Source organism: Pseudomonas sp. H3_D04 (assembly GCF_054669175.1).
In genome coordinates, this window is the sequence record NZ_CP162801.1 from 1550520 (window position 1) to 1575407 (window position 24888).

A 24888-nucleotide genomic window follows, 5' to 3' on the forward strand; every position below is an offset into this window, starting at 1 on the left:
GCATGAAGCATTTACTGTCCCGTCTGGCGTTGGCGGTGAGTCTTGCTGCGTCTGTGTTGCTGGCTCATGCGGATGATCAAGTCGTTCGTGGTGCCTATCTCGCCCGCGCCGCCGATTGCATGGCCTGCCACACCGCGCCGGGTGGCGCGCCGTATGCCGGTGGGCTGCCGATCGTCTCGCCGTTCGGCACGATCTACGGCACCAATATCACCCCGAGCAAAGAGCACGGCATCGGTTTGTACAACGATGACGAATTCTTCGCCGCGCTCACCGAGGGCAAGCGTCGCGATGGCGCGAACCTGTATCCGGCGATGCCGTACACCTCCTATCACTTGATGCCGCGCGCAGATTCCGATGCGATTCACGCGTACCTGAAAACCGTCGAGCCGATCGAACGGGCAGCGCCGGTCACGAGCCTGAGCTTTCCGTTCAACGTGCGCCTGGGCTTGACGGGCTGGAACATGCTCTACGGCAAGGAAGTGAAGCTGGCGCCGGCCGACGGCAAAAGCGAAGCCTTCAAGCGCGGCCAGTACATGGTCGATGTGCTCGGTCACTGCGGCGAATGCCACACCCCGCGCGGCTTGCCGGGCGCGATGCAGCAGGACAAACGCATGACCGGCGGCGTGCTCAACGGCTATCTGGCGCCTAGCCTGCTGGCCAACGACCTGGCCGCTCGCGGCTGGAGTCATCAGGACCTGAGCACGTTCCTCAAACATGGCATGAGCGCCCAGGGCACGATGTTCAACGAGATGTTCCCGGTGTTTCACAACAGCACCCAAGGCCTCAATGACCCGGACCTGGCAGCGATGGCGACCTTCCTGCTCGGCGATCAACCGCCGACCGCGAAGGTTCTGACCGACGTGCCGCTGGACAAGCTCGGTGCCAGCGCCCAGCGCGGTCGTCAGGATTACCTGAACGTCTGCGCCGGTTGCCACGCGGTCGGCGGCGAGGGCAAGCCGCACATCGCCGTGGCCATGCGCGGCAACACCACGCTGCGCCTGGAAGATCCGCGCAACCTGGTGCGGGTGATCGACGACGGCATTGGTGAGCAGAAATTCACCGGGTTCGAACACATGCAACCGATGCCGGGGTTCGCGGAGAAGCTCAGTCACGAGCAACTCACCGATCTGCTCAACTACCTGCGTCAAGGGTGGGGTGGTCAGACAGGTGATCTGGCCGTGAGCGACGTGCAGACGTTGCGCGCCGATGCACCGCCACTCGAGCACAAGGCGCACTGACATGCAGCATCTCGATCTGCAAGTCGTGCGCCGGGCGCTGGAATGGTCGATGGCCGGCCAGCGCATCTGGCTGTGCACGGTGCTCGCCACCTATGGCTCGGCGCCGCGCGCGCCGGGCTCGTTGCTGGCGGTGAACACCGACGGACAATGGATCGGCTCGCTGTCCGGCGGCTGCGTCGAGGAAGACTTTCTCGAACGCGTCGCCGAGGGCGCGTTTGTTGATGCGGTCAGCGTGGTCCGTTATGGCGACGGCGACGATCCGCATTCTCGTGTGAGTCTGCCCTGCGGTGGTGTGCTCGATGTACTGGTGGAGAAGCTCGAATCCGGGTGTGAAGTTCAGGCTCATCTGCGGGAGCTGGAGTCGGCGTTGCTGGGCCAGCGGCGGCTGATCCGCGAGATTGATCTGGCCAGCGGTGCACGCAGCCTATTCACTGATCGTGAGCAGGGCGTGCGCATCGAACGGGAGATTGATCGGGTGCGCGTGCGGATCGGCGCGGCTCAGCGTTTGCTGTTGGCGGGGTATTCCAGCGTCGCCCAGGCGTGCGCGGAGTTTGCGGTTGGCCTCGGGTTCGAGGTGATTCTCTGTGATCCGCGCGACGAGGTGCTGGAAGGTGTCGTGCTGGAAAACGTTGAGATTCGTCGTCAATTGCCGTCCGTGTTCATTGCTGATGGCGGCTGCCACAGCGACACCGCGGTGGTGGCCTTGACTCACGATCCGCGCATCGACGATTTGGCGATGATGGAAGCCGTGCGCACCGAGGCGTTTTACATCGGTGTGATGGGCTCCCTGCAGACCTCGCAGAAGCGCTTCGAGCGGTTGCGCAGGATTGGTGGGTTGGGAGACGCAGAGCTGGCGCGGATTCATGCGCCCATCGGCCTGAATCTGGGCAGTAAAACCCCTGCGGAAATTGCCCTCGCCGTACTCGCCGACATCCTGCGAATCCGCAGCGGCATCGCACGGGATCGACTTTAGACACCATTCCCCTTGTGGGAGCGAGCCTGCTCGCGAAGAGGCCGGCACATCCAACATCCATGTTGACTGTTTCGCCGCCTTCGCGAGCAGGCTCGCTCCTACAAAGGATTTCAGTCGTTCTTAGTACCCGAACTTGTCCCGCAGCCCGTAATACCAAGCACCCAGCGCGGCAAACGGTGTGCGCAGCAATTGCCCGCCGGGGAACGGGTAGTGGGGCAGATCGGCAAACGCGTCGAAACGCTCAGCCTGGCCACGCAGCGCTTCGGCCAGCACCTTGCCCGCCAGGTGCGTGTACGTGACGCCGTGGCCGCTGCAGCCCTGGGAATAGTAGATGTTGTCGCCGATCCGCCCGACCTGGGGAAGGCGCGAGAGGGTCAGCAGGAAATTGCCGGTCCAGGCGTAATCAATCTTCACGTCCTTGAGTTGCGGGAACGCCTTGAGCATCTTCGGCCGGATGATCGCTTCGATGTTCGCCGGATCCCGCGCGCCATAGACAACACCACCCCCGAAGACCAGGCGCTTGTCGCCGGTCAGGCGGTAGTAATCGAGCAGGTAATTGCAGTCCTCGACGCAGTAATCCTGCGGCAGCAGACGCTTGGCCAATTCATCGCCCAAAGGCTCGGTGGTGATGACCTGAGTGCCGCAAGGCATCGACTTGGCCGCGAGTTCCGGCACCAGATTGCCGAGATAGGCATTGCCGGCCACGATAATGAACTTGGCCCTGACCTTGCCCTGCGGCGTATGCACCACCGGATTTGCGCCGCGCTCAATGCGGACCGCTGGCGACTGCTCATAAATAGTACCGCCCAGCGACTCGACCGCCGCCGCTTCGCCCAACGCCAGGTTGAGTGGGTGAATGTGCCCGCCGCTCATGTCGAGCATGCCGCCGACGTATTGCTCGCAGGCCACCACTTCACGTATGCGCTTTTGATCCAGCAACTCAAGCTGCGTATGACCAAAACGTTCCCACAGGCGTTTCTGCGATTCCAGATGGCCCATCTGCTTGGCAGTGATGGCAGCGAACACGCCACCGTCCTTCAAGTCGCACTGGATATTATATTTGGCGACCCGCTCACGAATGATCCGCCCGCCTTCAAACGCCATTTGCCCCAGCAACTGAGCCTGCTTGGGACCGACGCTGCGTTCGATCACATCGATGTCACGGCTATAACTGTTAACGATCTGCCCACCGTTACGGCCCGACGCACCAAAACCCACCTTGGCGGCTTCCAGCACCGTGACCTTGAAACCGTTCTCCAGCAAAAACAGGGCTGAGGACAGACCGGTGTAACCGGCACCGATCACACAGACATCAGTCTCTACGTCATCCTGCAAGGCCGGGCGCGGCGGAACCGCATTGGCCGACGCGGCGTAATAGGATTCGGGGTAGGGGGTGTTCGCCATCCGGCTGCCTCTGTTTAATATATTTTACGAGTGCCTCGATCCTACCCGAGTTAAAAATCGACCGCCAGCCACCGGAAAATCTTCTTAACCGCCGCTAAATTAAATATTTTGCATATTCATAGGGTTAGCTCGAAAAAAGGTGTTGACACCCCTCCGAAATTCCGTAGAATGCCGCCTCACAGCAGGCACGTAGCTCAGTTGGTTAGAGCACCACCTTGACATGGTGGGGGTCGTTGGTTCGAGTCCAATCGCGCCTACCAAACAAAATCCGCTCTGCTGGGCGGTCTAGAAGGGCTCACCGAAAGGTGGGCCTTTTTTTGTTGTCTTGGATTTTTTCAGGACGTTCACAAAATATCGGGTTCGTTCACACAGGGCAATGTGAACGCCGGAACCCCAGTTCATCTCGCCGCTGGTTGGCATTTTAGTGGCGAAGTACGTCTCAGGACTTGGGGAGGGAGCTCCGGCCACATGCTTCTCTCGGGGAAGGGCTCGCAAAGTATGCAACACTAGTGGGTAAGGGATGATCTTGGCGCTATGCTAGATCGGAAATTTTGAAAGGGATATCAATGAGAATCCTATCGTCAATCTTACTAGCTTCAATCTGGTCGACCGGTTACGCCGCTGATGATTGCACCGGTATTAATGAAGATAGCAAACGTCTTGCATGCTACGACATGAAATACCGCCCGGTCTCCACTGTGGAGCAAGCTTCTAGCTGGGAAGTTAGCGAGACAGTCTCAAAAATTGATGATAGTAAAACTATCGTATTGCACGCGACCTCCAAAGAAGTAGTGGAGAAGCAGTACGGCGGTCGCGATACAGCTGACCTTTATATTCGCTGTGCCGAAGGGGCAACGTCGTTGTATTTCGTCTTGGCCGGGAATTTTCTAGCTGATTCAGAGGAGTACGGACAAGTGACCTACCGAGTTGATAATCAAAAAGCCCGGACGTACAGTTTTTCGTCCTCCACGGACAACAAGGCTCTTGGTCAATGGGGCGGTCAATACGCTATTCCCGTTGTTAAGCACCTATTCGACGCTCAGCAGGTAGTTGTCCGTATCACGCCCTACAACGAATCACCGGTAATGGTGACCTTCCCTATTTCTGGCCTGCGGCAAGCCATTGCCCCCTTGCAGCTGGCATGTAAGTGGAAGTGATGTCCGAAATCACTGCGGCGCTGGGCACGGTTACCGTCTCCATGCTCCGCCATGCATTGCGATGCAGGCGATCAAGTTTGCTTGGCTGATTAGGTCTGCCTCCTGAATGACAGCCTGGTCGTCCTCACATCCAAATATGTGGCCCGCAAACTTTATCCCGTGTGGATCGTTCTCAGCGTTGAATGCGGCGAAAGCGTCGCAATTCGATAGCGCCGAAAAAGTGAACGTGATAGCCGTGTTTGGATCACCTCAAGATCAGGCAGTATGGGCCAATCACTGTGAGGTAGAGGATAGCGACTCTAGGTATTTGAAATTTCAAGAGTCGCTTAAATCTGAATGGACCTACTAACAATAGGAAATCACAACTAAACCGCTTGGAAGTCTTCGCTGCTGCGTTAGCTTTTCGTAGCAACCATGAGAAGAGAGCCGCCAACAGGAAGCCTTATACCTGTCTTCAATAGGATCAATTCCAGACTCATAACCAGTTCAAGTATTTTATTGAGCCAGCGCGGGATTTTGTATTCCGTCATGGGATCATATTCGCCGTCCTGTGGTTTCGCCCGAGAGAGCCACATTAGAGGAACAAGCAGGCTCACGAACGAAGTGGTGTATTTCACTTCAAGGCCTGCTGCTTTCACTTTTTGTATAAGTTCTGTTCGCGTGTAACGACGGACGTGACAAGCGAATTCGTCAACATGTGACCACAGCCAACGATGTTGAGGCACTGAAATAATAAGAGAACCACCTTGCTTTAAGGCTCGTGCCAAGTTGTCTAAAACTAATTGGTCTTGCTCAATATGCTCGATAACGTCGAATGCCCCAATGACGTCATAGCGAGCTTCATCTGACATTGCAGTTGCATCAAGTTTAACGAAAGTCGCCGATGGAATTCGCTCTTTAGCATGGATCAAACCTTCTTCAAAATACTCAGATCCATACAGGTCTGCATTTGGATAGCTGTTTCTAACCCCCTCAAGAACGAAAGCCGTACCACAGCCTATTTCAAGAAAATTGTTGAAGTTGCCTATCTTGTTTTTTAAAGCCCATAGAAGAACTCGATTTCTAGCGCGGAACCACCAGTGTTTGGCTTCCTCGGCAGCGAGAAGCCTGAAGGAGTCGGAGGGAAATGGTGCGCGTGTCGAGGTCATCCGTGAGCATTCCTAAATTCGTGGCTGGGATTTGCATTTTTACACCAAAAGTCAGACGGCGCCCGCCATTGAGCGGGTATTTTTTTGCCTGGAGAAAAATGAATGACTGCAAACGAAAAAGACCGTGACCTCCTCGCACGACACTGTGGGGTGAGGCTCGTGGCGAAACCTTGGCTGGGCAAATCGCAGTGGCCTGGACAATCCGCAACCGTGTGAACGACGGCAAGGCCAAGTCATGGTGGGGCGAGGGCTATGCCGGCGTGTGCCAGAAGCCGTATCAGTTCAGTTGCTGGAACAAGAACGACCCGAACTTCGCCTATTTTGAGCGGCGCGAAGCAGATCCCGTTCCGCGAACTGGCCCAAGCATGGATCGCCGCTGACCAGGTGATTGACGGCAAGGTGCAGGATCCGACCGTTGGCGCGACACACTACTACGCGACCGCCATGAAGAAGACGCCGGCCTGGGCGACTAAGGCCAAGCAGACCGTAGTTATTGGTGGTCACGTCTTCTTCAAGGATGTGCCGTGATGACACTGGCGCAGCAGATGATCGGTGTGCTGGCGCTGGCCGTGATGCTGATGGCCGGCAGCGCAGCAGTCCCTGGCAGGTTCAAGACTGGCGCTAAGGCAAGCAGCTCGCCGAGCAGGCCGGCCTTCACCAGGATGACCTGAGCGCCATCAGCAACGCGGCCGCCGCGTAGGTGCGCACCGATCAGGACAAGCGCCTGGCGCTCGAGCAGCGGTTGGCGGCCAACGACCAAACTCACCACAAGGAACTGACCGATGCTCAAACCAACCAGGCTCGCCTGCGCGATCGCCTTGCCACTTCTGATCTGCGGCTGTCAGTCCTCGTCGACGCTGCGGATTCAGCCAGCGGCGTGGTTCATGGAGGAGCGCGCGCCCGACTTGACCCAGCGTATGCTCAACGAATTGTCGCCATCACCGATGCCGGGGACCAGGGACTGATCGCGCTGGCGCGTGCCAAGCATATGTTCGGGAGTTAATTCACTAAAGCAGTTGGCATAGGGCTGAATTAAGTTTCGACCGAGCAGTTGCTGTGTCTGACAAAAATCCGCTCTGCTGGGCGGTCTAGAAGGGCTCACCGAAAGGTGGGCCCTTTTTTGTTGTCTGTGTTTAGCAATTCCCGCCGCTCACCTACAGACGGTATAGTTCAGTCAGCTAAATTGTTAAGGAGATCTTGCTATGGATAAGGCATTTCGAAATCCCATGTTTCTAACCGGCATCCCGCTGGCCATTTGCGGATCCAGCTTTGGCTTGACCGGCTTGTTGAACGAAGCAACGTTCAGTGGCATGGCGCCCGGGCTGCTCATTCCAGGGCTCGCCTTTATGTTGATCGGCTGGATGCAGAGGAACAAGTGAGCTTCTCGGCCGTAGAACGTGTGCCCATGTGCTTACGCCGTAGCTAATCTTGAGCGTCGAGCAGAGAAATGACGTAAACAGCAGGATTGATCATCCTGCTTTTTCTATTTAGATCCCTGATCAGTAAGAGCAGGGGCTATCGGTTAAAGCGCTCAACCAGCGAATACTGAGTTTTAGCTGTCTGTGTTAGTTCCTTGGTTACCTCGGCGGAATGCCTGGCTTGCTCAGACGTCTGATCGGCGAGGGTTGCGATGGTGGTGATGTTGCGGCTGATTTCCTCTGCGACGGCCGACTGCTCTTCAGTCGCGGCCGCGATCTGGGTGGTCATATCGGTGATGTTGGCGACGGCTTCACTGATGCCGATCAGGGCTTTATCGGCCTCCAGCACCCACGCAACTCCTTCTTCGGCCTGGCGCTGGCCGCTTTCCATAGTCTTCACGGCGTTGTTTGAAGAGACCTGTAGCTTGGAAATCAGGCCGTGAATCTGGGTTGTCGACTCGGTTGTTCGCTGTGCCAATTGGCGCACTTCGTCCGCGACGACCGCGAAACCTCGGCCCATTTCTCCCGCGCGTGCAGCTTCGATTGCGGCATTGAGCGCCAATAAGTTGGTTTGATCGGCAATGCCTTTGATCACATCGACGACCGTCCCTATTTCGTTACTGTCTTTGGCCAGTTGCGCGACGGTCTGGCCTGTCTCGCCTACCACATTGGAGAGCCGCTGAATGGCGTCGCGGGTGTCCCGGGCTACGTCACGTCCGCGGCCTGTCAGCACGTTGGCTGCCTGGGTGGCGTCGGCAGTGCGCTGGACGTGGCTTGCGACCTCTTGCGTGGTCGCTGCCATCTGATTGACGGCGGCCGATACCTGCTCGGTTTCGATTCGTTGGCGATCAAGTCCACGTGAGCTGTCGGAGGCGAGAGCATCAGATCTCCCTGCCAGCCCGGTGAGCTGCTCTGCGGTGTCTTGTAAGCGTGTCAGGCAAGTCTTGAGGCGTGATGCCTGGCTCACGAAGGCCGTTTCAAGACGCGCCTGATGACCTCGCTCGTCGCTATACATTTGCGCGATCAGTTGGTCGGAAGTGGAAGCCTCTGCCATTTCCAGCAGATGCAGCGCACCGCGCTTCTGCCGGCGCGAAGCAATCAGGCCCATCGGAGCCGATACACCTACGGCTACCAATGCTGCCAAGGGAGGACTGAGGAAAACACCGCCCAAAGTCCCCGCTAAGCCCATGGCCAGGAACGGCAGCCAGTCCATCAAGACGGGTTGCCATTTGTCGCTGCCGGGGACTGCCGACTTGCCCCGGTTGATTCGTTTATAGAGAGCTTCGGCCCGGCGGATTTGTTCGATGCTCGGTTTTACCCGGACCGACTCATAACCAACGACTTGGCTCCCTTCAAATATGGGCGTGACGTAGGCATTGACCCAGTAGTGGTCGCCGTTCCTGGAGCGGTTCTTGACGATGCCCATCCACGGGTTGCCTTGTTTGAGGGCGCTCCACATATGGGCGAATATGGCGGATGGCACGTCAGGATGACGAACGATGTTTTGCGGGGCACCTATCAGATCTGACTTGTTGAAACCGCTGATGTCTACGAAGGCGTCGTTGCAGTAAGTGATGACCCCTCGTGAGTCCGTTGTCGAGATGAGTTTCTGTTGAGGTCCAAGGGCAACCTCACGTTGTGTAACGGGTTGATTGTTTCTCATCTGTGTTGCTCCTATGCCCTAAGCTTGAGACATCGGCAAGAATTTGCAAAAGGTTAACGAGTTCTTGGAAATGAAACTGTCTTGTGTCGGAAAGTTTATGGGGCGGCGCGTTTGCGTTGGTCTTCAGCGGCTGAGGTTGTTTGCGGTTCAGGCGTAAGATAGCGGTGCTATCCCACCAAAAGGAGCCGCATATGATCGCCGACCAAATGAACAAACAGGCGTCTGAGGGCAAGGCTGTTTGGGATCAATACTTCTGCGCTGCGTTGATTGCGGAAAGTAATCTGACGGCACCCGTTGTCGGAGGGGCTACTCACGAAGACAGGCAGAATCTGTTGATTGAAAGGGCCAAAGCGCTCGCCGATAAGATGATGGAAAACAGAAAATAACCAGGGCCCAGCCATCGTGCTGGGCTCTCTGTTTGGCGCTCTAATAGATGCTCAGTTACGACACTGGTCGTTATAGGATTGTTCAAGCTCCACAAAAATAGTGTGGATATTTAAGCACTTATAAAATTAATTAACCGAACGGTCCTCAAAATATATTGTTACAAGTGTCGGTTTTAGGTAAGATTGCTTCGCGTTCACCACCACGGTTTATGCATTTTTAAGTCCCAAGCGTCCATCAGCTGCTTGGGATTTTTTTTCCCTGAGGTTTGTCCTGGTTCGCTCGAACATCGCAAGGACACCTCAGCCGCCTGCTTCGCTCTGAAAAAGTTGCCTGTATGCCGTGCCGCTTCTATGGAGAAGCGCGAAACGCCTCCTGTGCAAACCCGGGCGAATCACGGTTTTTTGGACTACTACTGACTGGCCAAACTCAAACTCAGTCTGATAGGAGTCAATCGATGCTGGTTCATTGGTCGCTTGCGGCAATTCACTTGCTGGCTTTCGCCTTGGGGTTCTGGGCTGTACTGACGCGGGGAACCGCATTCAGCCGTCTGGCGACCGGGTCGGGGGAGGCCCGCCGAGTGTTGATGGCCGATAATCTGTGGGGGATCTCTGCCGTCATCCTCTTGATCTCCGGTGGGATGCGGGCCTTCGGTGGGTACGAAAAAGGTACGGATTACTACCTACACCAGCCATTGTTCCATCTCAAGATGACGCTGTTCGTGCTGATCTTGCTGCTTGAAGTGGCGCCGATGATCACGCTGATCAAATGGCGGGTAGCACTGAGTCGTGGCGCGGCGATCGATACCGGGCGCGCGAAGCTGTTTGCGCGGATCAGTCATGTCGAAGGGCTGCTGGTGTTGCTGATGGTGGTGGCGGCCACGGGCATGGCGCGCGGCGTAACGTTTGGTTAGCCGAGTCGGATCACGTTCTTCCTGGGGGATAATCAGAAACGTCTGACAGTCAGGGCAGGGGACGTGTCGTTAATATCGGCTTCACGTTTTGGCGGGCAGGGGCGAACGGATGGCAATACTACGCTTGAATCTTTAGCCAGCCGTTGTCCGGGACTGAACGGGCTGGCTACTGACTGCAACAGGATTCAGGGAGTTTGCGGCTTGTCTGGAGCGGTCAGGCCAGCCTGAATGCGTTGATAGATTTCTTCGCGATGCACTGCGACGTCTTTCGGCGCGTTGATCCCGATCCGGACTTGCTGGCCGCTCACGCCCAGTATGGTGATCGTAATGTCGTCACCGATATTTATGCTTTCACCGACTTTGCGGGTGAGTATCAGCATGGTCTTCTCCTTGATTGCTTTGTAGGGCACCTGATTCGAACAGTGCAGAGGTCGGTGGTATGTATAGATTAGTGCGAAGTCTCACGGTTTGGGTGCCTCTTTCTGACGCGCAGATGCTGCATTAATTCCCAAGGCGTAACTATACAGAGGCCGCAACCATCATTCTCGTTGTTTTGCGCCCATTTTGCGGCACTCGGGAAGTATTCATGAATGCTAAAATCGCCGCTTTCAGCATTCAGAGGGACACGTTGTGCGCAAAATGGTCTTGGTAATCGCAGTACTGGCGCTGGTTGGGTGCGATCAAGGTAAGGGCGTTGACGCTCAAAAGCCGAAGCCGGCAGTCGTTTCCGCGCCCGCGGCAGTCACCGGGCCGCAATGGGATGTCGAAGTGCGAGGCGAAACGCCCCAGGCTGTCAGCGACCTGAGCGGCTGGCTGATCGAGCACAGCTTTGTATCCAGCATCGTCAAGGAAAACGGCAAGACCCGCATTCTGCTCGGACCATTCAATTCGAAAGCCGAGGCCGAAGCCAAGCAGGCCGAAGTGGCTGCGGCGCTTACCCGGGCCAAGAAACAGAACATCGAAGTGCTGGTGCTTGAGCGTCCCGTAGCCCAGTAACAGCCCTTTTCACGCAGGCCTTCCGTCGAAGCCCCTTAAAGGGGATCCACATTGACTCGTCTCTAAGCGTAGTCACTGTCGATTCCCAGAAGGAGCTCTCCATGGCCTCCGCCACCCCTTACAAAATATTCGACGCGGTCCTGGCGCACAAAAAGACCCTCAGCCCACATTTAATGCGCGTGACCCTGGCCGGTCCGATGGTCACCGAAATGGCCACCTGGGCACCGGATCAGCGCGTCAAACTATTCTTTCCAGCCGAAGACGGGTCGCCTGCCAGACTGGCTCATGACCAGCATTGGTATGCGCGCTACCGTTCAATGCCGGCCAACCAGCGTCCGGCAATGCGCACTTACACCATCCGGCATCTGCGGGCCGAGCAAGGCGAAGTGGACATCGACTTCGTATTGCACGGTGAAACCGGTCCGGCCTCCCGTTGGGCAATCCGGTCGGGAGTGGGCGAGCCAATCCAGATTGTTGCGCCTGATCGTCAGTTTTCAGCGCAAGACGCGGGAGGTTTCGAATGGAAGCCGCCTCACACGCTCAAGCATCTGTTGCTGGTGGCTGATGCCACGGCATTGCCCGCCGCTCTCGGCATTCTGGACGAGATGGCTGCCTTGGCCGAGCCGCCGACGACTCAGGCATTTTTCGAGGTGGCCAGCGCAGAAGACGCATTGCCGGTTCCTGAATGGCCTGGGTTGTCAGTGCGGTGGCTGGTCCGGGATCATTCCGCCGGTAGGGCAGCAGGTTCGCTGATGGTTGAAGCGGTCCGTTGGGCGGAGCTGCCGGTTACTTCCCCGCAGACTCACGCAACAGTGGAGCTGGCCAAGGTCGATGTCGACCAAGAGATTCTCTGGGAAACCTCCGATTCGACCGGTCAGGGTTTCTACGGTTGGATCGCCGGGGAAACGATGGCCGTGATGAGCCTGCGCAAGTACTTGATCAAGGAGCGCGGCATCGCTCGGGAGTCACTCAATCTGATGGGTTACTGGCGCTACAACAAAAGCGGCGGATAGAAACGTAAAAAGGCCTCGGGCATGAATACCCGAGGCCTTTTTGGTTTTATGCGGTCGATCAGCCGCAGGCTTTCATGTCCACGGGCCCGACAAACTCGTTGCCCCGACCCATCACGCAGGCCACGCTCTGGTTGCGCTGACGTTCCCAGGCTTCAACCGGATAGGTCTTGTTCCACGCGTCGTACAGTTGCCGGTCCTGTTTCGACAGGCGCAAACCGTACTGTTTGCTCATGTAGAAATACGTCCGGGCGATCATGCCGCGAATGGAGGGGCGGGGCATGACCTTCTTTGCCTTGAAATCGACCTGGGTCAGGCACGAACCGTACTGACCCGATTGCACCGGCAGCCAACCGAAACTGAAGTTACTGCGATCGCCGTTCACTTCGCCGATGCTCGGCACCAGGTTGTGCAGATCAGCCTCGGCCTTTTGATAGACCGGATCGTACCGCGTGCAGTTCTTGCGTCCGCCCTCTTGCCAGCACTGACGCTGATGGCCGATTTGCCAAGCGGGAACAATGTGCTCCCACTCAATGCGGGCGGCGCGCTTGGCGTTCTTGCGCGGCACATACCCACAGGCTGCGAGGTTGACCTTGTTGCCGGTGTATTTACAGCCGCAATAGAACTCGGTGGATTGCGGCGCGTACAGCTTCCAGGCGACTTTCTTGGCTTCGTTGAAAGTGCGGGGGGCGCCAGCCTGGGCGCCAAGGGTGATGAACAGAAACAGCAAAGCAAACCAGCGGACACTCATTGACTCAATCTTCCTTCGGCACAACCCAGAAAATCTGCACACCGCCATCGTCGCGATAGGCGAGGGTGACGTTGTCGTTCTCATCAATTTCTTCGAGCAATTGCTCCCACTCATCCACAGGCTCGTCCGGTAAACGGAAGATCAGTGCGGCTTTGGCTTTCTGAGCGGTGGGGGAGTTGATGATTTTCTGAACGCGTATGCCCATGCGTTGATAGGCATCAGGAGAAGCAGAGGTGGAGGCCACGGAATTATCCTTATTAAGCTGTACGTGCATACAGTATTTAACTGTAGGCATTTTCGCAACTGCTTAAAATTCAAGAAAATCCTCTGACAGCAGTTTTTTCCATTTGGTGTAGGAAGAAGGGAAAATTTTTATAGGAGTATCAGGCGGGGTATGAACCACTCGCCCAGGCTGGCGAGTGGTGAATGCAGTGCCCGACCGGAGTCGGTCGGGCGAGGGCGAATCAGTATTCCCAGAACATCCGTTGCAGCTCTTTGCTGTCGTTGGTCTTGGTCAGCGCGACCATGGCCAGGATGCGGGCTTTTTGCGGGTTCAGGTCATGCGCCACGACCCAGTCGTACTTGTCGTCAGGCTGTTCGGCATTACGCAGGACGAAACCGCCGGCGTTGACGTGGGACGAACGAATGATTTGCACGCCGTCCTTGCGCAGGGCTTGCAGGGCAGGGACCACACGCGAGGAGACCGAACCGTTGCCGGTGCCGGCATGGATGATCGCTTTGGCACCGGATTGAGCCAGTGCCTTGTAGGCCGTGTCGCTGACGTTGCCGTAGGAATAGGCGATTTCGACGTCAGGCAGGCTCTTGATGGTTTTGATGTCGAATTCCGAATCCATGGTGTGACGCTTGGCCGGCAGACGGAACCAGTAGGATTTGCCCTCAACTACCATGCCGAGCGGGCCCCAGGCACTTTTGAATGCCTCGGTTTTGATGTTGATCATTTTGCTGACGTCGCGCCCCGACTGGATCTCATCATTCATGGTCACCAGCACGCCTTTGCCGCGGGCGTCTTTGCTGCTGGCGACGGCGACGGCGTTGTACAGGTTCAGCATGCCGTCAGCCGACATTGCGGTGCCTGGGCGCATGGAGCCGACGACGATGATTGGCTTGTCGGTTTTTTCCACCAGGTTCAGGAAGTACGCGGTTTCTTCCAGGGTGTCGGTGCCGTGGGTGATCACGATCCCGTCGACGTCTTTGCTGTCGGCCAGTTCGGCGACGCGGCGACCCAGTTGCAGCAGGTTGTCGTTGGTGATGCTTTCCGAGGCGATCTGCATGACCTGCTCGCCGCGAACGTTGGCCAGCTGGCTGAGCTCCGGAACCCCGGCGATCAGTTGCTCGATGCCGACTTTCGCTGCCTGGTAGGTGGCGCTGTTAGCAGCGCTGGCGCCGGCACCGGCAATGGTGCCGCCGGTGGCGAGGATCACCACGTTGGCCAGTTTCTGTTGGGTTTCGACTTCTTTTGCCTGAAGAGCGGTAGGCAGGAGCAGCAGGAGGGCCAAAGCGCCCGGAATAAAGGTGTTGAAGGCAGATTTCATTATTTTCTCTCTAGTAGTGAGACGGTGCTGATGCAAGTTCATCTAGATACGCCCCAGGCAGATCTGAACGCTTGGGGTCTAGGTGAAGAGCAGGATCTGTACCAGCCCTACGTTGAATGAGAAAAACTTTTAACTGGATGATTTATATCAATATTTACCCAGTGGGTTACCGGCCTTAAACAGCTTCGTGTCCGGGTTTCCGAATTAGTTGAGGTTTCGCGTTCGGCTCTCCGAAAAGGCCTACGACCTCTGGTGAACTCTTCGCCTTGCCAGATAGAAAATCAGTGCTAAAGAAACCCGCGCACAGGTCGATGTCCCTTCAAGGGATTTTTTTTCGGGAGTGCACATGTCTTTTTCTGTCGGTTTTCCAAATGCGGGCGCAATCACCATTGGTGGCAAGACACCGTCGACGATCAATGCCTTGAGCGAAGCGACGGAAGAAGCGTCGACTCAACTGACTGGAAAAGAAGAAAATCAGGTCAGAACCGGTGGTGCTGTTCAAGGCGAAAGCAAATCAGGGAGCAAATCCGAGAGCAAAAGCACTCAAAGTATTGCGGTGCAAGTGCTGCTCAAACGCATGCAGGAACTGCAACAGCAGTTGCGCGAACAACAGCAGCAATTGGCCGCTGCTCAGGCAGCGTCTTATCCAACCGAGGAAGCCAAAGTCACCGCTGTCATGTCGATCCAGGGGCAGATCGCCGAGACCAATGGTGCGCTGGCGCAAGTCACCGGGAATCTGGTGAAAGAACTGGCCAAAGACTCCAGCACTGGGGCGCTGGTCAGCACGACCGCGTGATGTCCGGGGTTGGTTTTTGCCAACCGAGACACCAAACAGGTCGTTGACAAATCCCGGCAGGGTTCGCATAGTTCGGTCTACGCAAACGTTTGCGCGTTGTTCTTGATGGCTCGGTCCATAGTCGGACGCCATGAAGCTTACGCCAGCGCAAGCGTTGCTCACAATAATCATAAGATCGGAGTGAACCCATGAAGCTGCCATTCGCTGGACGTCTTCTTGCTGTCGCTATGCTGGCCGCCGCATCTGCCGCGCTGCCTGTCTCTTCGGCTTTCGCCGAGACTCCTGAAAAACCCAAAGTCGCACTGGTCATGAAGTCCCTGGCCAACGAGTTCTTCCTGACCATGGAAGACGGTGCCAAGGCTTATCAGAAAGACCATTCCGGCGATTTCGAGCTGATCTCCAACGGCATCAAGGACGAAACGGATACTGCGGGCCAGACGCGCATCGTCGAGCAAATGATTCTGGCCAAGGTCAATGCGCTGGTCATCGCGCCGGCTGACTCCAAGGCCATGGTTCCCGTGATCAAGAAAGCCATCGATGCCGGTATCACCGTGATCAACATCGATAACCAGCTCGACCCGGCCGTGGTCAAAAGCAAGAACATCACCGTCCCGTTCGTAGGCCCGGATAACCGCAAAGGCGCTCGTCTGGTCGGCGAGTATCTGGCCAAGCAGCTGAAGGCCGGTGACGAAGTCGGCATCATTGAAGGTGTGTCCACCACCACCAACGCCCAGGCTCGCACCGCAGGCTTCAAGGACGCTATGGAAGCGGCGCAGATCAAGGTCGTCTCGTTGCAGTCCGGTGACTGGGAGATCGACAAGGGCAACAAGGTTGCCGCCTCGATCCTCAGCGAATACCCGGACGTCAAAGCCCTGCTGGCCGGCAACGACAGCATGGCCGTCGGTGCCGTTTCCGCTGTGCGTGCGGCAGGCAAGGCCGGCAAGGTGCAAGTGGTCGGTTACGACAACATCAACGCCATCAAGCCAATGTTGAAAGACGGCCGCGTCCTGGCTACCGCTGACCAGTTTGCCGCCAGGCAAGCCGTGTTCGGTATCGAGACTGCGCTGAAAATCATCAAGGGCGAAAAGGTCGACAGCGGCGCCAACGGCGTGATCGAAACGCCGGTAGAGCTGGTCACCAAGTAACCCTTCTGGCGGCACAACGGTGCTCGCCCGATCGGGCGAGCGCATGGAGAGTTTTATGTCAGTTTCCGCCCCGAACGCTGTCCTCTCGGTCAGCGGCATCGGCAAGACCTACGCCCAACCCGTCCTGACCGGCATTGACCTGACGCTGATGCGCGGTGAAGTGCTGGCGCTGACCGGCGAGAACGGTGCCGGCAAAAGCACGCTGTCGAAAATCATTGGCGGGCTGGTCACGCCGACCACCGGCCACATGCAATTCCAGGGGCAGGAATACCGCCCTGGCAGCCGCACCCAGGCCGAAGACCTGGGCATCCGCATGGTCATGCAAGAACTCAATCTGTTGCCGACCCTGTCAGTGGCGGAAAATCTGTTTCTCGACAACCTTCCCAGCAATGGGGGCTGGATCAGCCGCAAACAACTGCGCAAAGCCGCGATCGAGGCCATGGCCCAGGTTGGGCTCGACGCGATCGACCCGGACACCCTGGTCGGCGAACTCGGCATCGGCCACCAACAAATGGTCGAGATCGCGCGCAATCTGATCGGCGATTGCCACGTGCTGATTCTCGACGAACCGACGGCGATGCTGACCGCCCGTGAAGTCGAGATGCTGTTCGAGCAGATCACCCGCCTGCAAGCTCGGGGCGTGTCGATCATCTACATCTCCCACCGGCTCGAAGAGCTGGCGCGGGTCGCCCAGCGCATTGCGGTGTTGCGTGACGGCAACCTGGTCTGCGTCGAGCCGATGGCCAATTACAACAGCGAGCAACTGGTCACGTTGATGGTCGGCCGTGAACTCGGCGAACACATCGACCTGGGGCCGCGCAACATTGGCGCTCCCGCCTTGACGGTCAGAGGGCTGACTCGCTCGGACAAAGTTCGCGACGTGTCCTTCGAAGTCCGCGCCGGTGAGATCTACGGGATTTCCGGATTGATCGGGGCAGGGCGCACCGAGTTGCTGCGTCTGATCTTCGGTGCCGACACCGCGGACAGTGGCACCGTTGCGCTGGGGTCACCGGCTCAGGTAGTGAGCATCGGCTCGCCGGCCGATGCGGTCGGTCACGGCATCGCCCTGATCACCGAGGACCGCAAAGGCGAAGGCCTGCTGCTGACCCAGTCGATCAGCGCCAACATCGCGCTGGGCAACATGCCGGTGATTTCCAGTGGCGGCATCGTCAACAACGCTGACGAAATGTCACTGGCCCAACGTCAGATCGACGCCATGCGCATCCGCAGTTCGAGCCCGACGCAACTGGTTTCCGAGCTGTCGGGTGGCAACCAGCAGAAGGTCGTGATCGGCCGTTGGCTGGAGCGTGACTGTTCGGTAATGCTGTTCGATGAACCGACCCGTGGCATCGATGTGGGCGCCAAGTTCGACATCTATGCGCTGCTCGGTGAACTGACCCGGCAGGGCAAGGCGCTGGTGGTGGTGTCCAGCGACCTGCGTGAACTGATGCTGATCTGCGACCGGATCGGCGTGTTGTCTGCGGGGCGCCTGATCGACACTTTCGAGCGCGACAGCTGGACCCAGGATGATTTGCTTGCTGCCGCGTTCGCCGGCTACCAAAAACGTGATGCGTTGCTCAACGAAGCAGCGCCTAGGGATCTTCCATGAAAACTGCATCTCCTGCCGGCAAACGTAGTGGCAATTTCTACGGCCTGGGCACCTATCTGGGCCTGGCCGGTGCCTTGCTGGCGATGGTTGCGCTGTTCTCGGTATTGAGCAGCCACTTCCTGTCCTACGACACCTTCAGCACCCTGGCCAACCAGATTCCCGATCTGATGGTGCTGGCGGTCGGCATGACGTTCGTGCTGATCATCGGCGGTATCGACCTGTCGGTCGGCTCGGTGTTGGCGCTCGCAGCGTCGGCCGTCAGCGTGGCGATTCTTGGCTGGGGCTGGAGCGTCCTGCCTGCAGCGCTGCTCGGCATGGCGATCGCGGCATTGGCCGGGACCATCACCGGATCGATCACCGTGGCGTGGCGAATTCCGTCGTTCATCGTGTCCCTTGGCGTGCTGGAAATGGCCCGTGGCGTGGCGTATCAGATGACCGGCTCGCGCACGGCTTACATCGGTGACGCCTTTGCCTGGCTGTCCAACCCGATTGCCTTTGGCATCTCGCCGTCGTTCATCATTGCCTTGCTGATCATCATCATCGCCCAGGCCGTGCTGACCCGTACCGTGTTCGGCCGCTACCTGATCGGCATCGGCACCAACGAAGAAGCGGTGCGTCTGGCCGGGATCAATCCAAAACCCTACAAGATCCTGGTATTCAGTCTGATGGGGCTGTTGGCCGGTATAGCCGCGCTGTTTCAGATTTCCCGTCTGGAAGCGGCGGACCCGAATGCCGGCTCCGGTTTGGAGCTGCAAGTGATCGCCGCGGTGGTGATCGGTGGCACCAGTCTGATGGGCGGCCGTGGTTCGGTGATCAGCACCTTCTTCGGGGTTCTGATCATTTCCGTACTGGCGGCGGGCCTGGCGCAGATCGGCGCGACCGAGCCGACCAAACGCATCATCACCGGCGCAGTGATCGTGGTGGCGGTGGTGCTTGATACTTATCGCAGTCAGCGCGCAAGCCGGCGGACCTGAGTCATGGCAACGATCAAGGATGTAGCGGCACTCGCGGGGATTTCCTACACCACGGTGTCCCATGTGGTGAACAAGACCCGGCCGGTCAGCGAAGAGGTACGGATCAAAGTCGAGGCGGCGATCAAGACCCTGGACTACGTGCCGAGCGCCGTGGCCCGTTCATTGAAAGCCAAGACCACGGCGACCATCGGTTTGCTGGTGCCTAACAGCCTCAACCCGTACTTCGCTGAACTGGCCCGTGGCATTGAGGATTACTGCGAGCGTAACGGCTATTGCGTGATCCTCTGCAACTCCGACGACAACCCGGACAAACAGCGCAGCTACCTGCGCGTGCTGCTGGAAAAACGCATCGACGGGTTGATCGTGGCCTCGGCCGGTGGCGACGCGGGGCTGGCAGAAGGTCTCGCCGGCGTGCGCACACCGATGGTCATCGTCGACCGCGGGCTGGAAGGTGTAAATGCCGACCTGGTGCGTATCGATCACGAATACGGTGCCTACCTGGCTACCCGGCATCTGCTGGAGCTGGGCCACCGGGACATCGCCACCATCGGTGGCCCGGCAGGTACCAGCGTGGCGCAGATGCGTCTGGCCGGTTATTGCCGAGCCTTGAAAGAGGCGGGGGTGGAAGTGCATCGCGAGCGCATGCTGGAAAGTGACTTCACCAGCACTGGCGGTTACAACGCCGCCGCGATTCTGCTGGAAAAGAACCCGCCCAGCGCGATCTTCGCCGGCAACGACATGATTGGCATTGGCGTGTTGCGAGCGGCTGCCGAGCGCAATGTGCGTGTGCCGACAGAACTGTCGGTGATCGGCTTCGACGATATCCAGATGAGCCGTTATGTCTACCCGGCGCTGACCACCGTGGGCCAGTCGATCCTGCAACTCGGTGAGATGGCGGCCGAGGTTCTGTTACGACGAATCGCAACACCCGACATGGCCACCGATCAGCGGATCGTGACGCCCAGTATTGTCCTGCGAGAATCGACTGCGCCGCTTGCCGGTGTGTTCGACGAATACCGCTGAAACCGAATTGACGAGTAGTGATGTATGCCAGCAAAAGTAGTGGTGATAGGCAGCCTGAACATGGACCTGGTGACCCGGGCTCCACGGCTGCCCCGTGGCGGTGAGACGCTGATCGGGCAGTCGTTTGCCACGGTTTCCGGCGGCAAGGGCGCGAACCAGGCGGTCGCCGCGGCGCGGCTGGGGGCGCAGGTGTCGATGGTCGGTTGTGTCGGCAGCGATGCTTACGGTGAAGAACTGCGCGGGGCTCTGATGGTCGAGCAGATCGACTGCCAGGCCGTCAGCACTGTCGAGGGTTCCAGCGGCGTGGCATTGATTGTGGTCGATGACAACAGCCAGAACGCAATCGTGATCGTCGCCGGTGCCAATGGTGCGCTGACGCCACAGGTGATCGACCGGTTCGATGCCGTGTTGCAGGCGGCGGACGTGATTATTTGTCAGCTGGAAGTGCCGGATGCCACGGTGGGTCACGCCCTCAAGCGCGGCCGTGAGCTGTGCAAAATCGTGATCCTCAACCCGGCGCCGGCCAGTCGTCCGCTGCCAGCAGATTGGTATGCGTCCATCGATTACCTGATTCCCAATGAAAGCGAGGCCTCGGCGCTGAGCGGTTTGCCGGTTGACTCCCTTGCGTCCGCCGAAACCGCCGCAACCCGATTGATCGCACTGGGTGCCGGTAAGGTCATCATCACCCTGGGTGCTCAAGGGTCAATGTTCGCCAACGGTACAGGCTTCGAACATTTCCCGGCACCGACGGTGAAGGCTGTCGATACCACGGCGGCCGGCGATACCTTCGTCGGCGGTTTTGCTGCCGCGCTGGCGTCCGGCAAAACCGAAGCTGAAGCGATCCGTTTCGGCCAGGTAGCCGCGGCGCTTTCAGTCACCCGTGCCGGCGCACAACCCTCGATTCCCACCTTGTCCGAAGTACAGGCGTACAAAGCACCATGAAAAAGACACCTTTGCTCAACGTCGCGCTGTCTCGGCTGATCGCTTCCCTGGGGCACGGCGACATGGTCGTGATCGGCGATGCCGGCCTGCCCGTACCGCCGGGCGTCGAACTGATCGACCTGGCCCTGACCCAAGGTATTCCGGATTTCGTCAGCACCTTGAACGTCGTGCTCAGCGAAATGCAGGTTGAGCGCCATGTGCTGGCCCAGGAAATTCTGGACAAACAACCACCCGCCTTGCGCTCTCTGGATGAGCTGAATGCCAAAGGCGCGCTGGGCCAGCGTGAGCTGCTCAGCCATGAACAATTCAAAGTCCTCAGTCGACAGGCGCGAGCGATTGTTCGTACCGGCGAATGTGCGCCGTACTGCAACATCGTGCTGGTCTCGGGGGTGACCTTCTGACCCGCTGTACACAATCTGTTTCCCCACGCACAAGGAGTGCGATATGCACCGCTATGCTCAGAAACTGCACCACCTGCTCCGGAGTTTGCTGCTTTTGTCCCTGATTACTGCAACAAGCGCCCAGGCTGCGGAAAAGATCGATTTGATCATCGACACCGATCCGGGTGCCGACGACGTCGTCGCTTTGCTGTTTGCGTTGGCGTCGCCGGAAGAATTGAATATCCGTGCGCTGACCACCGTCGCGGGCAACGTGCGACTGGACAAGACTTCACGAAATGCGCGACTGGCCCGTGAGTGGGCGGGGCGCGAGGAGGTGCCGGTCTACGCAGGCGCACCGAAACCGTTGATGCGCACACCGATTTATGCCGAGAACATCCATGGCAAGGAAGGCTTGTCGGGCGTCACCGTGCACGAGCCGAAGAAAGGCCTGGCCGAAGGCAATGCGGTCGAGTACCTGATCGACACTTTGAAGGCCGCCAAGCCTCACAGCATCACCATCGCCATGCTCGGTCCACAGACCAACCTGGCCCTGGCGCTGATCCAGGAACCTGAAATCGTTCAGGGCATCAAGGAAGTGGTGATCATGGGGGGAGCGCATTTCAACGGCGGCAACATCACCCCGGTGGCCGAGTTCAACCTGTTCGCCGACCCGCAGGCTGCGGAAGTGGTGCTCAAGAGCGGCGTGAAGCTGACCTATCTGCCGCTGGACGTGACCCACAAGATCCTCACCAGTGAGGCGCGCCTGAAGCAGATCGCAGCGATCAACAACAACGCCAGCAAGCTGGTGGGCGATATTCTCAATGAGTACGTCAAAGGCGACATGGAACACTACGGCATTCCGGGTGGCCCGGTGCATGACGCCACCGTCATCGCCTACCTGCTCAAGCCTGAATTGTTCACCGGTCGCTCGGTCAATGTGGTCGTTGATAGCCGCGAAGGCCCGACCTTCGGCCAAACCATCGTCGACTGGTATGACGGCCTGAAAGCGCCGAAGAATGCATTCTGGGTAGAAAGCGGCGACGCCCAGGGATTCTTCGACTTGCTGACCCAGCGTCTGGCTCGTCTGAAGTAAGTTTCACACCCGCAGGTGCCAGCCTGCGGGTTTTACGCCCGCTCGTTCTCTGTCAAGCCCATATAGCCGGCGGGGTATTTTTCGAATATCTGCGCGATGAATTTCCTGGCCGCTTCAGTTCCCAGTTCCTTGACCAATAGATCGATGCCAATGATTGCGAACTCTTCCGGGCTGCCCGGGCTGTAAGAGCTGTGACCCTGCGGCCACTTGACGGTGATGTTGGCGTCGATGCTTATGGTGGACATGATGGCGCTCGTGAAGTCGGGAAAGTCTGAGTGTCGAGTTAACCATTTTGCGCGGCGTTTGGCACTCCGACTTAGGCATGAGAGGAGGGCTATGCGACACTTGGTCTTTGACGAATTTTCAAGGACCGTGCTGTGCAGATCGATTTGAACACGCCCGACGGCTTGACCCTCAAGGCGGTGCACCAGTTACTGGCTTCTGCCAGTGATGACGAGCATACGCAACTGCGGGTGACCAAGGCTGGCGTTGCCTATATTTCATCGGGTGTTGTGGGCGGCACCGATATCAACGGACTATTGTTTCGGCTGGAGACGTGGGCCAAGGGCTCCGGTTACGTAGGCTTGGTCGCAGCAAGCGATGAGGTCTGGGTCATGCAGATCTTCAATGCGCTGAAAGAGAACTGGCCGAACCCGCCGTATGATTACATCGACGTCTATTGAGGGCTGTTCATATTCAGTCACGATTGAGTGATGAACGGCGCGGCGATGCTCAGGCAAACTCGCCGCTCGTGCGGTTCCAGGGCAGAGTGATGGCACTCACCTTGAAACCAAATGCCGGATTGGCGGTCGCAAGATCTCAGCTTAACTATTGGAAAAAAGGAGGCTTCATGCCTTGGAAGCTCGCGTCATTGGGTACATTGTTCGCCGTCACTTTGCTGGCTGGTTGCAGCAGCACGTCCTCCGAGTCGGCGGCAGACCCTGTAGCGACGTCTGACACAGGTCACAGCCGTTGTGAGGCAAAGGCAGCCGAATTCGCCATCGGCAAACCGGCTTCGCCCGCACTGTTGGAGCAGGCACGTACCCGCGCAGGCGCACAGAACGCACGGTTCCTGTCGCCTAGCGATATGGTGACGCTGGAATACCGCTCCGATCGTCTGAACCTCAACACCGATGCCAGCCGGGTGGTCACCCGCGTCAACTGCGGCTGATCGCTTCAGGCTTTTGCTTCACCCATAAAAAACCCCGTCACATGGACGGGGTTTTTTTAGTGCGGCTGAATATTACTCAGCGCGGACTTGTGCAGCTTGCATACCCTTTTGGCCTTTCTCAGCCACGAAGGAAACGGTTTGGCCTTCTTTCAGGCTTTTGAAACCGTCGCTTTCGATAGCTTTGAAGTGTACGAACAGGTCGTCACCGCCACCTTGAGGAGTGATGAAGCCGAAGCCTTTTTCATCGTTGAACCATTTAACGGTGCCGGTTTGGCGATTAGACATGGTGTATCTCCAAGAAACATATATTTTCAGTAGTGCTGTGCTGCTCAGGCCAACTGGGCACACCGGGGTATCATAGTCGAAATGTTCGCTTTGGGAGCCCCCGGACGTGCTGTTTGCCGTGCAGTCGCGTTCCGTTTGCTGCTTGATGTAGCTGAAAGCCCCGTTTTACAAGGCTTTCAGCCGAAAGTAAAGACGATAAAAAAACCTGTAAAACCTGCATAAATTGTACGAAAAAGCTCAAATGCAGCGGTTTTTATCAGCGATAAGCCGAGTCAAAAGGACTTTTTTGTCACTTTTTCGCCGGTGTATTGGCCTTGCATTTGGCTATCTGACCCAGAGCTTTCTGCTGCAATTCCGGGCTGGCCTTATTGTCCATCAATGACTGGATGTCAGCCGCCGGATACGATTTGATCGCATCAGCACCGCAAGCGCAGTGGGCCTTCGCTGCTGCCGCACCAATCTGCGGAGTGGCCGCATCTGTGCACTGAGCCATGTATTTTTCGCGCTCGCCCTTTGGCCAATCGGCATGGGCGGCCAATGGCAGCAGCAGAACAAGGGGGGCGACTACTGCGAACAAACGATTCAGACGCATGCTGGGATGCTCCTTGTGGGTCAATGTCTTGTTATCTGAGGGGTAAAGCGGGGTTCAAGTTCAGCACTCTGGCATAAATTGCGAGATTTGCCCCGGCATAAGCCTCGTTGCATCGATGACCGTTCATCTGTGCTAGCATGCCTCGCTCGGGCTTTTGCGGGCTCCGGATGACCTTCAGTCCCGGTGGCGGCAACGGCGCGAATAACCCTGATTTGAATCCCAGTCACTCTGGTTCGGTTTTCCGGTTGGCCGCAAGGCTCCTGCCGCTGT

The 24888-nt window shown here is 57.7% G+C and carries 28 protein-coding genes, 1 tRNA gene and 2 pseudogenes; 21 read left to right on the forward strand and 10 right to left on the reverse strand.

Going from position 1 to position 24888, the window contains the following annotated elements; translation table 11 throughout:
* Nucleotides 1–2 precede the first annotated feature (2 nt).
* Together AB4N91_RS07335 and AB4N91_RS07340 are read left to right on the forward strand one after the other, a co-directional pair.
* The gene (locus tag AB4N91_RS07335) at nt 3–1238 is read left to right on the forward strand and encodes a c-type cytochrome (protein ID WP_154912765.1); all 1236 of its coding nucleotides are present in this window, start codon (nt 3–5) and stop codon (nt 1236–1238) included.
* Between the two features lies 1 nt (nt 1239).
* Entirely contained in the window at nt 1240–2211 is a 972-nt protein-coding gene (locus AB4N91_RS07340; protein WP_102594072.1) for an XdhC family protein, read from the forward strand.
* Nucleotides 2212–2331: 120 nt separating this feature from the next.
* Here AB4N91_RS07340 and AB4N91_RS07345 read toward each other — a convergent pair whose 3' ends face one another.
* Nucleotides 2332–3615 carry an NAD(P)/FAD-dependent oxidoreductase gene (locus AB4N91_RS07345; protein ID WP_010455992.1) on the reverse strand — a complete coding sequence of 428 codons (1284 nt, stop codon included), beginning with the start codon at nt 3613–3615 and terminating at the stop codon, nt 2332–2334.
* 183 nt (nt 3616–3798) lie between these two features.
* Here AB4N91_RS07345 and AB4N91_RS07350 point away from each other — a divergent pair.
* A tRNA-Val gene (locus tag AB4N91_RS07350) sits at nt 3799–3875 on the forward strand.
* A gap of 306 nt (nt 3876–4181) precedes the next feature.
* Nucleotides 4182–4772 (forward strand): type VI secretion system-associated protein TagO, encoded by a 591-nt coding sequence (locus tag AB4N91_RS07355; protein ID WP_010455991.1) that lies wholly within the window; start codon nt 4182–4184, stop codon nt 4770–4772.
* Between the two features lie 395 nt (nt 4773–5167).
* On the opposite strand, the gene AB4N91_RS07360 is transcribed toward AB4N91_RS07355, so the two are convergent.
* Nucleotides 5168–5920: a class I SAM-dependent methyltransferase gene (locus AB4N91_RS07360; protein WP_010455988.1), complete on the reverse strand. Its 753-nt coding sequence runs from the start codon at nt 5918–5920 to the stop codon at nt 5168–5170.
* Between the two features lie 102 nt (nt 5921–6022).
* On the opposite strand from AB4N91_RS07360, the pseudogene AB4N91_RS07365 reads away from it, so the two are divergent.
* The 3 genes and pseudogenes from AB4N91_RS07365 to AB4N91_RS07375 all read left to right on the forward strand — a co-directional run bounded on the left by AB4N91_RS07365 (nt 6023) and on the right by AB4N91_RS07375 (nt 7299).
* Nucleotides 6023–6448 (forward strand): annotated as a pseudogene (locus AB4N91_RS07365) (cell wall hydrolase).
* 17 nt (nt 6449–6465) lie between these two features.
* Nucleotides 6466–6931: pseudogene (locus AB4N91_RS07370) on the forward strand (lysis protein).
* A 191-nt stretch (nt 6932–7122) separates the two neighbouring features.
* Nucleotides 7123–7299 (forward strand): hypothetical protein, encoded by a 177-nt coding sequence (locus AB4N91_RS07375; protein WP_169856879.1) that lies wholly within the window; start codon nt 7123–7125, stop codon nt 7297–7299.
* Between the two features lie 136 nt (nt 7300–7435).
* Here the strand turns inward: AB4N91_RS07375 and AB4N91_RS07380 are convergent, their stop codons facing one another.
* On the reverse strand, nt 7436–9001 hold the full coding sequence (locus AB4N91_RS07380) for a methyl-accepting chemotaxis protein (protein WP_083376297.1): 1566 nt from the start codon (nt 8999–9001) through the stop codon (nt 7436–7438).
* Between the two features lie 191 nt (nt 9002–9192).
* Here AB4N91_RS07380 and AB4N91_RS07385 point away from each other — a divergent pair, with 191 nt between their 5' ends.
* Both AB4N91_RS07385 and AB4N91_RS07390 read left to right on the forward strand, forming a co-directional pair.
* Entirely contained in the window at nt 9193–9387 is a 195-nt protein-coding gene (locus tag AB4N91_RS07385; protein ID WP_010455982.1) for a hypothetical protein, read from the forward strand.
* A gap of 455 nt (nt 9388–9842) precedes the next feature.
* Nucleotides 9843–10298 (forward strand): DUF2214 family protein, encoded by a 456-nt coding sequence (locus AB4N91_RS07390; protein ID WP_154912764.1) that lies wholly within the window; start codon nt 9843–9845, stop codon nt 10296–10298.
* 185 nt (nt 10299–10483) lie between these two features.
* On the opposite strand, the gene csrA is transcribed toward AB4N91_RS07390, so the two are convergent.
* Nucleotides 10484–10678: a carbon storage regulator CsrA gene (csrA, locus tag AB4N91_RS07395; RefSeq protein WP_007938114.1), complete on the reverse strand. Its 195-nt coding sequence runs from the start codon at nt 10676–10678 to the stop codon at nt 10484–10486.
* A gap of 250 nt (nt 10679–10928) precedes the next feature.
* Here csrA and AB4N91_RS07400 point away from each other — a divergent pair, with 250 nt between their 5' ends.
* Both AB4N91_RS07400 and AB4N91_RS07405 read left to right on the forward strand, forming a co-directional pair.
* Nucleotides 10929–11294 (forward strand): SPOR domain-containing protein, encoded by a 366-nt coding sequence (locus tag AB4N91_RS07400; RefSeq protein WP_010455972.1) that lies wholly within the window; start codon nt 10929–10931, stop codon nt 11292–11294.
* Nucleotides 11295–11395: 101 nt separating this feature from the next.
* Nucleotides 11396–12307 (forward strand): siderophore-interacting protein, encoded by a 912-nt coding sequence (locus tag AB4N91_RS07405; protein WP_460112222.1) that lies wholly within the window; start codon nt 11396–11398, stop codon nt 12305–12307.
* A 58-nt stretch (nt 12308–12365) separates the two neighbouring features.
* On the opposite strand, the gene AB4N91_RS07410 is transcribed toward AB4N91_RS07405, so the two are convergent.
* From AB4N91_RS07410 to AB4N91_RS07420, 3 genes are all read right to left on the reverse strand, one after another.
* Nucleotides 12366–13055, reverse strand: a complete 690-nt coding sequence (locus tag AB4N91_RS07410; protein ID WP_010455967.1) for an endonuclease — start codon at nt 13053–13055, stop codon at nt 12366–12368.
* Between the two features lie 4 nt (nt 13056–13059).
* A complete protein-coding gene (locus tag AB4N91_RS07415; RefSeq protein WP_042932723.1) occupies nt 13060–13350 on the reverse strand; it encodes a DUF1654 domain-containing protein in 291 nt (96 codons plus the stop codon).
* A gap of 169 nt (nt 13351–13519) precedes the next feature.
* Complete coding sequence (locus AB4N91_RS07420; RefSeq protein WP_010455963.1) at nt 13520–14608, reverse strand: asparaginase; 1089 nt, start codon at nt 14606–14608, stop codon at nt 13520–13522.
* A gap of 346 nt (nt 14609–14954) precedes the next feature.
* On the opposite strand from AB4N91_RS07420, the gene AB4N91_RS07425 reads away from it, so the two are divergent.
* From AB4N91_RS07425 to AB4N91_RS07460, 8 genes are all read left to right on the forward strand, one after another.
* The gene (locus AB4N91_RS07425) at nt 14955–15404 is read left to right on the forward strand and encodes a hypothetical protein (RefSeq protein WP_102595442.1); all 450 of its coding nucleotides are present in this window, start codon (nt 14955–14957) and stop codon (nt 15402–15404) included.
* A 188-nt stretch (nt 15405–15592) separates the two neighbouring features.
* Nucleotides 15593–16549, forward strand: a complete 957-nt coding sequence (locus AB4N91_RS07430; protein ID WP_010455958.1) for a sugar ABC transporter substrate-binding protein — start codon at nt 15593–15595, stop codon at nt 16547–16549.
* Between the two features lie 55 nt (nt 16550–16604).
* Nucleotides 16605–18158 (forward strand): sugar ABC transporter ATP-binding protein, encoded by a 1554-nt coding sequence (locus AB4N91_RS07435; protein ID WP_154912763.1) that lies wholly within the window; start codon nt 16605–16607, stop codon nt 18156–18158.
* Nucleotides 18155–19132 (forward strand): ABC transporter permease, encoded by a 978-nt coding sequence (locus AB4N91_RS07440; protein WP_102595445.1) that lies wholly within the window; start codon nt 18155–18157, stop codon nt 19130–19132. The genes AB4N91_RS07435 and AB4N91_RS07440 overlap by 4 nt, the downstream gene beginning before the upstream one ends.
* A 3-nt stretch (nt 19133–19135) precedes the next feature.
* Nucleotides 19136–20155: a LacI family DNA-binding transcriptional regulator gene (locus AB4N91_RS07445; RefSeq protein WP_010455951.1), complete on the forward strand. Its 1020-nt coding sequence runs from the start codon at nt 19136–19138 to the stop codon at nt 20153–20155.
* 24 nt (nt 20156–20179) lie between these two features.
* On the forward strand, nt 20180–21097 hold the full coding sequence (rbsK, locus tag AB4N91_RS07450) for a ribokinase (protein WP_154912762.1): 918 nt from the start codon (nt 20180–20182) through the stop codon (nt 21095–21097).
* Entirely contained in the window at nt 21094–21498 is a 405-nt protein-coding gene (gene rbsD, locus AB4N91_RS07455) for a D-ribose pyranase (RefSeq protein ID WP_010455947.1), read from the forward strand. Before rbsK ends, rbsD begins: the two co-directional genes overlap by 4 nt.
* Nucleotides 21499–21541: 43 nt before the next feature.
* Nucleotides 21542–22570, forward strand: a complete 1029-nt coding sequence (locus AB4N91_RS07460) for a nucleoside hydrolase (protein WP_010455945.1) — start codon at nt 21542–21544, stop codon at nt 22568–22570.
* Between the two features lie 32 nt (nt 22571–22602).
* Here the strand turns inward: AB4N91_RS07460 and AB4N91_RS07465 are convergent, their stop codons facing one another.
* Complete coding sequence (locus tag AB4N91_RS07465) at nt 22603–22815, reverse strand: hypothetical protein (RefSeq protein WP_010455943.1); 213 nt, start codon at nt 22813–22815, stop codon at nt 22603–22605.
* A 132-nt stretch (nt 22816–22947) separates the two neighbouring features.
* On the opposite strand from AB4N91_RS07465, the gene AB4N91_RS07470 reads away from it, so the two are divergent.
* The gene (locus AB4N91_RS07470) at nt 22948–23253 is read left to right on the forward strand and encodes a hypothetical protein (protein ID WP_010455941.1); all 306 of its coding nucleotides are present in this window, start codon (nt 22948–22950) and stop codon (nt 23251–23253) included.
* 167 nt (nt 23254–23420) lie between these two features.
* The gene (locus AB4N91_RS07475) at nt 23421–23741 is read left to right on the forward strand and encodes an I78 family peptidase inhibitor (protein WP_010455938.1); all 321 of its coding nucleotides are present in this window, start codon (nt 23421–23423) and stop codon (nt 23739–23741) included.
* 72 nt (nt 23742–23813) lie between these two features.
* Here the strand turns inward: AB4N91_RS07475 and AB4N91_RS07480 are convergent, their stop codons facing one another.
* Both AB4N91_RS07480 and AB4N91_RS07485 read right to left on the reverse strand, forming a co-directional pair.
* The gene (locus AB4N91_RS07480) at nt 23814–24026 is read right to left on the reverse strand and encodes a cold-shock protein (protein WP_007905882.1); all 213 of its coding nucleotides are present in this window, start codon (nt 24024–24026) and stop codon (nt 23814–23816) included.
* A gap of 289 nt (nt 24027–24315) precedes the next feature.
* Nucleotides 24316–24618: a hypothetical protein gene (locus AB4N91_RS07485; protein ID WP_154501261.1), complete on the reverse strand. Its 303-nt coding sequence runs from the start codon at nt 24616–24618 to the stop codon at nt 24316–24318.
* Between the last annotated feature and the right edge of the window lie 270 nt (nt 24619–24888).